The following is a 12,264-nucleotide window of genomic DNA, read 5'->3' on the forward strand; positions in this document are numbered from 1 at the left end:
GGCTTCTGCATACCTTTCATGTTCTGCATATTTTCTTGCGCGAATACAAATTGCCTCATCGAGAGCAATAGCACAAGTATCATTATTTTTTTCATTATAACTACGGGGTATGAATAATTGTGTAATTCATGCTTTATTTTAATTCTTCTTTCACGGTACCGCAGGTAGACATGCTGGAACCCATATAAGGATTTTTGATCTCTTTGGTTTCACTTAACCAAATCGCACCTTTTTTATCATTGTACATTGGACAATGATCTACAAAAAGTGGCTGGCTCACACCGAAGGCTTTGACCAGATCATACATATCCTCGCTAAGCATATCGAAGTGCTCACGCTGATGTGGTAGTTTATCTGCGCTCATTCCAACGTGTTCGGCCATTTCCTTAGCGTCATCAGCAATATCCTCAAATGATTTCTTTTGCGCGGCGGTTAAAGTTGACTTGTCAAAATTTGTAAAACCATCCGACATGGCCTTTCCCGCTGCTGCTGCGTCTTTACTATTATCTTTGGTAAGGGCATTCTTTATTTGCAGGTAATTACTGACAAGACCGTTAACAGCGGTTAATGTTTTTGAATCCATGTCATGTTTTGCTGTCACCATACCTGATGTAACTGAAGAAGGATTTTTCTTTTCTGCAGTGTCGGTATTTGCATTGTTTGATTTACTGGTGTTATTACAGGCGATGATCGAGAATGATGCGATAGCCAATGTGAATACTATAATTATATTTTTCATGATTTAATAAATTTGATTTATTTTAAATTACTTATTTAGGGTTTCGGTAGTCTTACCACAGGTTAACATTTGGCTGCCGTAGTAAGGATTCTTAATAGCCATCGTTTCACTTAACCAGGTCGCCTTTTTCATCGGGCAATATTGCTCGTACAGGGTAGTGGCATTCAGCTTTAAACCTTTAACCAGTTCAAACATATTTTTAGAAAGAATTGCGAAATGCTCCCTTTGAGAATCGATCGCTGCAGATTCACTGATGTGCCTGCTGTCAAATTTCAACTTATCAGTATAAGCTGCCCAAGTCTTTTTTTGCGCTGCCGTTAATTTATCAGCCGGTACTGCGCTGATCATATTCAGCAGTTCTTTAGCTTTGCTTCTTGTAGTTTCATTATTACTAGCAATCAGGGCATTTTTAACACCCAAATAGGCATTTATGACGTTATTAACAGAAGTGGTTGCTGCTGCGTCCTGCGCTTTGGTTGCACCAAATGCAAATAAAAAGGTCATGGATAATAAAACAGTTTTTAAGGTTTTCATAATATTTATGGATTAAATTTTGTCTAATGGTTTGCGTTCGTTTTTTTCATTGGTTTTGTACTGGCTGGGTGTTAGGGCAGTCACATTTTTAAACTGTGCTGATAAATGCGCACTGCTGCTATACCCCATTTGATAAGCGATCTCGTTGAGATTGGCTTGTCCGTATTCAAGCAGTTCCTTTACCTTTTCAACTTTTCGCTGGATAATAAATTTCTCGATAGTGATGTCTTCATATTCAGAAAACAAACGGCTTAAGTAAGCATAGTCTTTAAAAAGCTGGGAAGATAGCAGGTCTGAAAAGTTGACGTGGCTTTTTGACAAGTCCGTATAATGAACTTGCTGAATAACCATGTTCTTGATACTTTCAACGATCTGTTGCTTTTCGCTGTCGATCAGTTCAAAGCCCATCAGTTTTAAAGAAGAAGCAATTTCAAGCAAAGTCTGTTCGTCAGGATCAGGCTCAATGGTTGCCCTACCCAAAACAATATTTGTTATCCGGAAATGTAAATTCTCTAATTGCTGGCGGACGACCATAATGCAACGGTCGCAAACCATATTTTTAATATGAAGTATCATGTAAATTAATTCAAGCGATTGTTAAAATCTAAACAAAAGAATGCCATACTGCAGAAATTGCAGGGGCTGCTTAAATCAAATAAGAATAGAACGGAATTTTATAACGATGGATTTACCAGAGAGATTGGGAGGAGCGTGACTTTCATGCCGGGCCAGATGGGTAACTTTGGGATAGTGCTTTAAGGGGCTTAAGAAAAAATGATGTTGGTTAAGTACTGCAATTTGTGGTGCTTGAAAGTCAGGAGCCGGCAGAATGTTCTCCTTAACAACATAATTATCATGTTTATCGCAGCATCCACAGCCTTTATCATCGCATTGCTTGTGCTTATCATCCCCATGCGCTTCACGATCATTATGCATGACCATTTTCGGCTGAAAAAAATACTCACCGGCACAGTGTACGATACAGACGAACATCCCTGTTGTGAGTAACAGGTAAAATGCCGCTATACTTAAAACTGCCGATTTCTTCATGGATACTACAAATGTAGGATATTCTTTAATTACTATTTTTATAGAATTTTGTTTGATTTTTATATAATTAGAAAATCGGAGCTAAATCCTCCCGGCTAGTTCAAAAGGTACTTTATTTGGTGTTACCAATCCTCTTTCTTAACAATTGCGCATTTACTGCAACAATTACAGTACTTAAACTCATAAAAACCGCTCCCGCCGCAGGGCCGAGTACAAACCCAGCTTTGTACAAAACCCCTGCAGCCAATGGTATAGTAAACAGATTATAGGCTGTTGCCCATACCAAATTTTGTATCATTTTATTATAAGTAGCTTTCCCAAAAAGAATGAGATTTGCAATGTCTTTTGGATTGCTGTTAACCAAAATAATATCTGCCGTTTCGGCGGCTATATCAGTGCCGGAACCTACGGCTATACCTACATCAGATTGAGCGAGGGCTGGTGCATCATTTACTCCATCACCTGTCATGACGACAAATTCACCCTTGCTTTGCAAATCTTTAACGATTTTTACTTTTTGATCAGGAAGTACTTCAGCAAAATAGCCATCTAAATTTAACTTGTCACTAACAGCTTTGGCAACTTTTTCATTATCACCGGTTGCCATCAGTACCTTGATCTTATTATTTTTAAACACTTTAATGGCTTCCGCACTTTCTGGTCTTATCTCATCTGCCAAAGCAATATAACCAGCAAGTTTTTCATCAACAATAATAAACACAACAGTTTCGGCTTCGCTGCTATAGGCATCCGAAGGAACCTCAATGTTTTTATCTTTAAGATAACCCGGACTTACTACTTTTATATTCTTACCTTCTACAGTAGCTTCAACACCTTTTCCTGTTATTGCGTTAAACTTCTCCAATTTGGGAATGGTAACCTTTTTCTCTTTCGCTTTGCTAAGAATACCGATAGCAATAGGGTGTTCTGAACTTTGTTCCAATGCGCCAGACAAGCTTAGTAATTCATCTTCTGACATTTTATTAAGCGATACAATTCGGGTAACCCCAAAATCACCTTTGGTTAATGTGCCTGTTTTATCAAACAAGATGGTAGTGATTTTTCTGGATTCTTCAAACGCTGTACGATTTCTAATCAATAAGCCATTTTGTGCTGATACTGCAGTAGATATGGCAACAACTAAAGGTATGGCAAGACCGAGCGCATGTGGACATGCAATAACCATTACGGTTACCATACGCTCTAATGCGAATACGAAAGGGAAACCTAAAATAAGCCACGTAACTAAGGTTCCAAAACCAACTACTAATGCCCCGTACGTAAGCCATTTAGCGGCACGGTCAGAAAGATTTTGCATGGCCGATTTTGACTTTTGGGCTTCAGAAACCAGTGTTATTACCTTATTGAGGTAACTATCTTTTCCAGTATGCTCCACTTTAATTTTTAGAGAACCGTTGCCATTAACCGATCCTCCAATTACCTTGTTTTCCACCTCTTTTTTTACTGGTTTAGATTCACCGGTAAGCATCGATTCGTTTAAATAACTACTTCCTTCTACAATGATACCATCGGCCGGTACTTTTTCACCAGGTTTTATCAGGATTACATCATTCAAAGCTAATACTTCTAGCTTCACATCCTCAACTTGTCCATCTCCCTTTACGCGGTGTGCTTCTGCAGGCATCATACTCACTAATAATTGCAGTGCCTTTGATGCACCTAATACAGATTTCATTTCAATCCAGTGACCCAATAACATAATCACGATAAGGGTAGCCAATTCCCAAAAAAAGTCTACACCTTTCAAGCCTAAAACCGTTGCAGCACTATAAAAATAAGCTACACTAATCGCCATAGATATCAAGGTCATCATGCCGGGGGCACCTTTCTTTATCTCACCCCAAAAGCCTTTCAAAAAAGGCCAGCCGCCCCAGAAATACACGAAGGAAGAAAGTGCTAACAGGATATATTTATTTCCAGGAAGTATTAATTCATAGTGGAAAAACATTTGTATCATAGGCGAAAAAACGAGCAATGGGACCGTTATAACTAAACAAACCCAAAACCGTTTTTTAAAATCTACTATCATCATTTTGTGATGATCATGACCTTCCATTCCCATAGGTATATCTCCACCATCATTATGACTCATTTTAGAGTGTTCCTCTTCAGACATATCCATTTTAGATTCATCTTTCTTAGACGTTTCTTCCTTAAGAGATTCTTCCGGAGACGCATCTTCCTTGTGTTCTTCTTTAGGTGTTTCTTTTTCAGAAGGATTAGTTTCCTGTTCGTTTATTTTGCTGGGCTCCCCTTCAGGCGTGCTTGTTGTTGCATCGTCCTTTTTTGAAGATTCATCTTCAGCAGCATCTTCATTCTTAGGGTCACTTTCGTTCTTATCCTCTTTAGAGGATTCCTTTGTTGAAGTTTCCGCTTTTGAGACATCGTCATCATCAGTTTTAGTGATAATCTTGGGTTCCTTATCCTCAGTATCGATAGTAATAGTAATTTTTGCCATGTCTTTGTTCTTTTGAATAAAGAAGAAGTCTGTCTAATTTGCTTTTGCGGCTTTATCTTTTACTTGTTGCAAGAAAAAGCAATGCGCGGCACAGGAGTGCAGTTTGTAATTTTTATGAATATTTCCCCAGCTATGTCCTGCTGGGTCAAAGATGGCGCATTTTTCCTCATCAGCATTTTTGAGCTGGAGTACGGTTATGCCATCATTATTGATATAATCACCGTTCTTTTTTGCCATCCCTAGTTTGTTGCCTTTTGCGTCAATTACGTTACCGTTCTTGTCAATAAAATAAAGCGTTTTACCGTTATTGTTCTTAACTATATCGTCTTTGGTAATATAACCCAATTTGGTGCCGGCGTGGTCGTGGATGCCTCCTTTACCATCAATCGAAATAAACGTATACTTTGTTGAATCCTTTGCCTTTTGGGCAAATGCATTAACGGAGAATAGTGTGCAAACCGTTAATATTAAAATAGATAACAGGCTAATTTTTTTCATGATTTAAAAATTTTAATGAGTTAGTGAATCATTTTCCAGAATTTTCTTGTGATCCTGATATTCCTCTTTTGTGATCTCGCCCGAAGCAAAACGTTTTTGCAAAAGATCAAGTGGGGAGTTTTTCCTTCTCCGTTGTCCTGGAATATCATATGGTGTGGCGAAGATCCAAAATATCATTACGAACCAAAGGAACCACCAAATCATGTTCATTCCCCAAAAGCCGTTGTTATACATCATGATTTTATTTTTTAAGTAATATGTTTTAATAAAGGTATCCTTAGTATAACGGATCGGGAATGACTACAGTCAGGGTATAAGATGATATTAATCATTATTGAAGTAGCTGTTTTGAAATGGCATAAAACATTGATAATTAAAAATTTATAAATTATAATCGAAACTTTAATCGGTTCAGTTTGTATTATAATAAAACCTAACTAAAGATGAAAAAAGTATTGATTGCCCTAACTGCTGTTGTTTTAAGTTTTAGTGCTATGGCACAAACAAACAATATGAAAATGAAAGACGGCTGCATGATGAAAGACGGGAAAATGATGATGATGAAAGACGGGAAAATGATGTCCATGGATAAAGACATGACCATGAAGAACGGAACTATGGTGATGTCTAGCGGCATGGTTAAAATGAAAGACGGCAAAACCATGATGATGAAAAACGGCTATTGTGTTGACATGGATGGTAAAGTGATCAAGACCATGAAAATGAAACATAAGAAGAAGACAGTGCACATGAAAATGTAACCATTCATTTAAGCTAAAACAACAAAGCCTGCAATGCAGGCTTTGTTGTTTTAGCTTAAATTTCCAATGCGTTAAAGCCCTTGCTTTTAATCGCATCTATCACATCCACAGAAGTAAGGCCGTCTTCAGCTTCAATAGAGAGAACCTTATCTGGGGTAGCAGTATCTACTTTCCATTGTTTAACACCTTTTAAGGTATCTAACACTGGAGTAACATTGGCTATACAGCCTCCACAATTGATATTTGTTTTGAATTTTAATGTTTCCATGATTTCTATTTTTAAATTATTTAAATGTGTTAATTGAGTTTTGCGAGTTTCAACCGCAGGCTGTTACTGACAACCGATACAGAACTTAGTGCCATCGCTGCTCCTGCGATCATCGGGTTTAATAAAAAACCATTGAAAGGATAAAGGATTCCGGCTGCCAAAGGAATACCGATCAGGTTATAAATAAATGCCCAGAAAAGGTTTTGCCTAATGGTTTGAACTGTTAGTTTAGAAAGCTTTAATGCTTTGGGCACCTGCAATAAATCAGAAGAAACTAAAGTGATCTTTGCCACATCCATTGCAATGTCAGAACCTTTACCCATTGCGATTGAAACATCTGCCTGGGCCAACGCCTGGCTATCGTTAATGCCATCACCTATCATGGCAACCGTTTTACCTTTTGCTTGTAATGCTTTTACAAAATCCGCTTTCCCAGATGGCAATACGTCCGCAAGATAATGGTCTATTCCTGCTTGTTTGGCGATAGCAGCGGCTGTTACAGTATTGTCCCCGGTGAGCATGTAAACTTCAATACCCTGGATTTTCAATACCTCTATAGCCTTAGCTGAGTTTTCTTTAATACGATCAGTAATGGCCACAATAGCCAGCACTGATAGTTGGTTACCAAAATAAATCACCGTTTTGGCTTTTGCCAGTAATTCCGTAATATGGGTTTGCAAGTCAGCAGGTATAACTAACTTCCTTTCATCAACTAATTTATGACTCCCTGCCTGGTAAAGATTCCCTTGATAATAAGCCTCCACTCCCTGCCCCGTTAAACTTTCAAAGCCAGAGATAATTAAATCACTAAGTTTATCCTTTTGAAGATAGGCAGTGATCGCGTTGGCCAAGGGGTGTTCAGATCGCTTTTCTATTTCAGCGAATATTGCTTTCAAAGTGTCTTTGTCTGTGATACGCTCTGACCAGAAGAAGTCAGTCACCACAGGTTTACCTTCTGTAATCGTACCTGTTTTATCTAAGATAACGGCGTTCACTTTATACCCTAATTCCAGGGCTTCCGCGTCTTTGATCAGGATACCGTTTTCAGCACCTTTACCCATGCCCACCATAATAGCGGTCGGTGTTGCCAAACCTAAAGCACATGGGCAGGCAATTACCAAAACAGTCACCATTGCAAGTAGACCCTGTGTAAAAGCGTATTGGCCACCGAATATTTGCCAGATCGCAAACGTCAGGATTGCGATACCCATAACCATTGGCACAAATATGCCAGCTATTTTATCTACCAGTTTTTGCACAGGCGCTTTTGAACCCTGAGCATCCTGAACCATTTGGATGATCTGTGCCAGCAATGTACCACCGCCAACTTTCTCAGCCGTAAAACGAAAACTGCCCTTTTGATTGATGGTGCCTGCAAAAACGGAACTGCCTGCTTTTTTTTCTATGGCGACCGGTTCACCTGAGATCATACTTTCGTCAACGTACGAATTACCTTCGTAAAGGATACCGTCAACCGGGATCTTTTCACCAGAACGCACCAAAATTTTATCGCCGATCTGAACATCTGATATAGCAGTCTCCTTTTCGCCTTCAGTATTAATTAACTGCACTGTTTTAGGTTGCAAGCCGATCAGTTTTTTGATTGCAGAAGAAGTATTTGATTTAGCCCGTTCTTCCAGCAATTTCCCAAGCATAATAAAAACGATCACCACCGCAGCGGCCTCGAAATAAACATGCGGATGCAAACCCCTGCCGTGCCAAAAGCCAGGATCCACCGTATTAAAAACACTGAATAAAAAGGCGATACCTGTAGACAGCGCGACAAGCGTATCCATATTAGCCTTTCCATGACCGGCCTGTTTCCAGGCGCCGATAAAGAAATTACGGCCAAATAAAAATAAGACCGGAGCTGTTAAGGCCATCATTATGTAATTGGCATAGGGTAAATCCATCCAGAACATACCGATCAGCACCACTGGTATCGTCAAAATACTGGCCCAGGTAATTTTAGTTTTCAATAACTGGTAATTGCTATGCTGAACCTCCTCTTGTAATGCTTTTCCGTTCTCCGTATCTAAGATCAGGTCATACCCTACAGACTGTACTGCTTTTTGGAACATCGCAGGTTGTATCAGATCAGGGTGAAAGGCAACTTTAACGGACTGGCTGGCATAATTCACTTCTGCTTTATCAACGCCTTTTTGTGCGCCAATCATGGATTCTACGCTGGCTGCGCAGCCAGCGCAAGTCATGCCGGTAACCGGAAAAATAAGTGTTTGTATAGCTGTTTGCATTGTTATTTTATTTACCATACAAATCTACACCAGTGTTCATGCTGCCGTTTACAGGATTTTGTTTAAAATTTATGAAATTTGGTAGGGGTAATATTCATGAGAGACCGTATTCATTTTGCACTGCTTTCAAATCATCATCCTTTGCATATTTTGCATCATCAAACTAGCTACGCTTACACAACATATAAAATGAATACGTCATTTTATATATGCATATTAAAGCCAAAGACATTCCAATAAATTTATTACTGGAATAAGCGCATAAGGCTAAAATAACTATGAACATTACGGATGATATCACTAAAGTTCCAAGTCTGTAATCTTGTTGACCAGATTTTGCAAAATAACGATTGTTGGATTTTTGGCTCATTATATCCGTTTGATTTTATAAGAATAATTAGACTATATTTATGTTAACAATCATACAGCGCTTAACATGAAAACAAAAACCCTTCTTACCTGCCTTGCCAGTGTAACATTTTTTTCTTTAACCACATTGGCACAATCTAAAACGGACAGTATTAAAGTTAGTTATTCAAATCAGAAAGATATCAAGGTAAATAGTTCTCCTGCATTTTATTTAAATGGTGTTTTAATAGGTAAGCATTTTCCAATTGTAAATCAATTGGAAATTAGCTCAATTATTGTCAAAAATGAAACTCCATCTGGAGAGGTATACATCACCACAAAGGAACAAAACATTACTTTTTTATCGCCTGAGCAGATCAAAGAAAAATACGTGAAAAATGCTTCAAAAACCGCATTATATTCAATAGATGGCAAAATTGTGCATGACGTGAATGTGCAAATTGAAGAGAATTACATTTTAGCAATCAATGTAATTGATGCTGATGATGTTCACTTAAATTTTGGTGATCAGAAACTGACGGTTATTAATATACTAACACGATCAAAAGAAAATATAGCTGCATCTAAAGTGGTGATGATAAGAGGTAACGCTAAATAAAGCGCAGTTATGAACATGGAAGCATTCCTAAAATCAATTGAAGATAAGGATTTACCTGATCTGCCACCTCATTTACAAGCCCTATGGTACGATGGATTGGGAGACTGGCAATCTGCTCATGACATTATTGATCAGCTTAATGATGCAGCTTCTGCAAACGTCCACGCTTATCTGCACCGAAAAGAGGGTGACACCTGGAATGCCGATTATTGGTATCGAAGGGCAGGAAAAACCAGACCATCTGTTTCTTTGGTACAAGAGTGGCAACAACTAGTAGCCACCTGTTTGTAAACTCCTTCGGAACTTCTTCGATACAAAGACCATACTTCTACACTAAAAGTACTTGTTTTGTGTACAAATATGGTAGAAGTATGGTCTTTGTATGGTTTTAGTGTAGAAGTTGGTCTTTACCAGCCCAAAATTATCCCAAAAGAAAAGGCCCCTTCATTTCTGAAACGGCCTTACTTCTGGTTTTATTTGTGTGTGTTGTGTGTTTATTTTATGCGAATCGTCAGCCTAAAGAATTAATCCATTCATTACCTCATCAACTAGTTAAGCCCTAATGTAATTCCAAAGGATAGGTTCTTTAAGCCCTTTTGAGGGGCGCTTGCAAACATGTCATTCGCATAGTACTTGGTAAAGATACCCAAACCACCATAACCAATTCTAACGGTACCGCCGTAACGAAAGGGCTCAAAGTTATAGTCGTCCTTAAATTTTTGTTTACCTTTTTCCTCACTGATCTGCTTCACCTTGCCATTTAAAAGGAAGGCTACTTCTGGTCCAATTACAAAGTAGAAGCGTTTGCCGTTATCACCCTCTTTGGTGCGCAACTCAAAGTTTAATGGAATGTGCACATAGCTGCTGGAAAATCTGTTCTTAGAAAAATGAATGGTTTCTGTATCATAAGCCAGAACGGGACTGTTTGCTTTCATGGTGATGTCATTTTTAAGACGGATCAATGTCCAGTCGAAACCACCAGCTAAATAGACCTTAAAGTTACTGTTAAAGCGATACCCCATTTGTAATACATCAAATGATACGGTACTTGTTTTGCTGGCTTTGTAATCCAGAAAACTATTGGTGGGCGACAAAGTAAAGTTGCCGTTATCAATTAGTTTTGAAAAGCCCAGGTCAAATCTGGTAAAGGTAATGCCGCCTATAAACCTGCCCTTATTGGATTCTGCCAGCTTGGTGCTGTCTCTTTTTACCCGCTCATTGTCATCTCCGATGCCTAGTTTCACGCTGAACTTTGTGGTTTTCTTTTTAGTGGTAACTGTGGTGGTAGTTACGGTAGTAACACTGTCTTGTTGCGCAACAGCGTGCTCAATTGTAGCACAGGCAAGTCCGCTTACCAATAGTGCTGAAAGTATTAGATGTTTCATTGTTGTGTGGTTTATACTATTTTTCTCTTTTATTAATCTTAAGGAATCCAATGTTTATTGCGATCAAAGAAGAGTTATCGTCTTCATCTGTGTTAAACTGGATCAATTTCTTTTCTCTTTTATCTACTTTGTTAACTACTATATTTACCAGGTCGCCAACATTTCTTATTCCCCTGCGTTCTGGCTGCTCTACTTCTGTTACGGTATTTGTACTTTCCTCAACAGCTGCATTTGCCATCATGGTTTCGTTTACCGGAGCAACCGGCTCAACTACTTTAGCCAAGGTGGTGTTCGCTACTGCAGCGTTTATATGAACAGGATGAGATTCGGCAGCAATTGGTTGCAACATTGCAAAATCTTTTTTAACATCCTCTGCTGTCAGGCGCGGGGCGATAACCAATGGTGTACTTTTCTCTTCTGATGAGGAAACTTCTTTTACCGCTGTTTTTTCTCTTATTTCTGCTTTTGGTGCGTTGTCTGTAGCTGCCATAGTGCTGGCTACAAAATCTGTCGATCCCCTCAACTGGATCTTCTCCGTCTTCGGGATAAGCAAGCCAACCGTTACTGCAATTATCGCGACTGCAGCAGCCATCCAGTATGCCGGTAATATCGTCCTCTTTTTGGGCCCTAACTCCTGCTCAATCTTTCCCCATAGGTTTGCTGATGGTGTAATCTCCGCCTCGGCAAACTGATCTTTAAATAACTGATCAAATTCCTTATCCTGCATATGTGCCATATTTAATGCCCTCCATCTTTATTACTTGTTCTTTTAATATTGCCCTTGCCCGCGACAATTGCGATTTACTTGCGCCCTCTGAAATGCCCAATGTTTCGGCAATCTCCTTATGGGAATAGCCTTCTATGGCATACATGTTAAATACCATTCTGTAACCATCTGCAAGGTTTTGGATCAGTTTCATCAAATCCTGCATGCCCAATCTGCTAAAATCAAATCCAGTGCTTGGTTGCTCGTAAGCATCCTCTACCGGCACCACATTCATGCTCCTCAGGTTTTTGCGGTAACTTTCTATCGCCGTATTTACCATTATTCTTCTTATCCATCCTTCAAAGGCACCGTCCCCACGGTAGTCTTTAACTTTTTGGAATACCTTAATATACCCCATTTGCAGTACGTCTTCGGCCTCCATCCTGTCTTTAGCGTAGCGCATACAAACGGCCATCATCTTGGATGAGGTATGCGCATAGAGCGCCTCCTGCATCTTCCGGTTGCCAGCTTTGCAGCCCTCCAGTAAATCATCTATGTTTTGCTTAATCAACTTCATTGTGTGTTTGGTATAGGGTAGATGAAGTAACTACAGGAAAGGTTG

Annotated in this window: 15 protein-coding genes; 3 read left to right on the top strand and 12 right to left on the bottom strand. The window is 39.2% G+C overall.

The window, feature by feature from the left end; all coding sequences use genetic code 11:
* Positions 1-133: 133 nt before the first annotated feature.
* From ACVWYN_RS17345 to ACVWYN_RS17375, 7 genes are all read right to left on the bottom strand, one after another.
* A complete protein-coding gene (locus ACVWYN_RS17345) occupies positions 134-739 on the bottom strand; it encodes a DUF3347 domain-containing protein (RefSeq protein WP_457290151.1) in 606 nt (201 codons plus the stop codon).
* Between the two features lie 27 nt (positions 740-766).
* Entirely contained in the window at positions 767-1,273 is a 507-nt protein-coding gene (locus tag ACVWYN_RS17350) for a DUF3347 domain-containing protein (protein ID WP_457290152.1), read from the bottom strand.
* Positions 1,274-1,285: 12 nt separating this feature from the next.
* Positions 1,286-1,849: a helix-turn-helix domain-containing protein gene (locus ACVWYN_RS17355; RefSeq protein ID WP_457290153.1), complete on the bottom strand. Its 564-nt coding sequence runs from the start codon at positions 1,847-1,849 to the stop codon at positions 1,286-1,288.
* Between the two features lie 75 nt (positions 1,850-1,924).
* On the bottom strand, positions 1,925-2,323 hold the full coding sequence (locus ACVWYN_RS17360) for a hypothetical protein (RefSeq protein WP_457290154.1): 399 nt from the start codon (positions 2,321-2,323) through the stop codon (positions 1,925-1,927).
* A gap of 112 nt (positions 2,324-2,435) precedes the next feature.
* Positions 2,436-4,802 (bottom strand): copper-translocating P-type ATPase, encoded by a 2,367-nt coding sequence (locus ACVWYN_RS17365; RefSeq protein ID WP_457290155.1) that lies wholly within the window; start codon positions 4,800-4,802, stop codon positions 2,436-2,438.
* 33 nt (positions 4,803-4,835) lie between these two features.
* A complete protein-coding gene (locus tag ACVWYN_RS17370) occupies positions 4,836-5,300 on the bottom strand; it encodes a 5-fold beta-flower protein (RefSeq protein WP_457290156.1) in 465 nt (154 codons plus the stop codon).
* Positions 5,301-5,312: 12 nt separating this feature from the next.
* Positions 5,313-5,537, bottom strand: a complete 225-nt coding sequence (locus tag ACVWYN_RS17375; RefSeq protein WP_457290157.1) for an SHOCT domain-containing protein — start codon at positions 5,535-5,537, stop codon at positions 5,313-5,315.
* A 206-nt stretch (positions 5,538-5,743) separates the two neighbouring features.
* Between ACVWYN_RS17375 and ACVWYN_RS17380 the strand changes: the two genes are divergently transcribed.
* Complete coding sequence (locus tag ACVWYN_RS17380; RefSeq protein ID WP_457290158.1) at positions 5,744-6,061, top strand: DUF6799 domain-containing protein; 318 nt, start codon at positions 5,744-5,746, stop codon at positions 6,059-6,061.
* 55 nt (positions 6,062-6,116) lie between these two features.
* Here the strand turns inward: ACVWYN_RS17380 and ACVWYN_RS17385 are convergent, their stop codons facing one another.
* On the bottom strand, positions 6,117-6,329 hold the full coding sequence (locus ACVWYN_RS17385; protein ID WP_457290159.1) for a heavy-metal-associated domain-containing protein: 213 nt from the start codon (positions 6,327-6,329) through the stop codon (positions 6,117-6,119).
* Positions 6,330-6,358: 29 nt separating this feature from the next.
* A complete protein-coding gene (locus tag ACVWYN_RS17390) occupies positions 6,359-8,584 on the bottom strand; it encodes a heavy metal translocating P-type ATPase (RefSeq protein ID WP_457290160.1) in 2,226 nt (741 codons plus the stop codon).
* 436 nt (positions 8,585-9,020) lie between these two features.
* Between ACVWYN_RS17390 and ACVWYN_RS17395 the strand changes: the two genes are divergently transcribed.
* Entirely contained in the window at positions 9,021-9,551 is a 531-nt protein-coding gene (locus ACVWYN_RS17395) for a hypothetical protein (protein WP_457290161.1), read from the top strand.
* Positions 9,552-9,566: 15 nt separating this feature from the next.
* On the top strand, positions 9,567-9,842 hold the full coding sequence (locus ACVWYN_RS17400) for a hypothetical protein (RefSeq protein ID WP_457290162.1): 276 nt from the start codon (positions 9,567-9,569) through the stop codon (positions 9,840-9,842).
* 257 nt (positions 9,843-10,099) lie between these two features.
* Here the strand turns inward: ACVWYN_RS17400 and ACVWYN_RS17405 are convergent, their stop codons facing one another.
* The 3 genes from ACVWYN_RS17405 to ACVWYN_RS17415 are packed head-to-tail and all read right to left on the bottom strand — an operon-like array spanning position 10,100 to position 12,219.
* On the bottom strand, positions 10,100-10,936 hold the full coding sequence (locus ACVWYN_RS17405; RefSeq protein WP_457290163.1) for an outer membrane beta-barrel protein: 837 nt from the start codon (positions 10,934-10,936) through the stop codon (positions 10,100-10,102).
* A gap of 16 nt (positions 10,937-10,952) precedes the next feature.
* On the bottom strand, positions 10,953-11,672 hold the full coding sequence (locus ACVWYN_RS17410) for a hypothetical protein (protein ID WP_457290164.1): 720 nt from the start codon (positions 11,670-11,672) through the stop codon (positions 10,953-10,955).
* The gene (locus tag ACVWYN_RS17415; RefSeq protein WP_457290165.1) at positions 11,653-12,219 is read right to left on the bottom strand and encodes an RNA polymerase sigma factor; all 567 of its coding nucleotides are present in this window, start codon (positions 12,217-12,219) and stop codon (positions 11,653-11,655) included. Before ACVWYN_RS17415 ends, ACVWYN_RS17410 begins: the two co-directional genes overlap by 20 nt.
* Positions 12,220-12,264 lie beyond the last annotated feature (45 nt).

The organism is Pedobacter sp. UYP24, assembly GCF_054057295.1.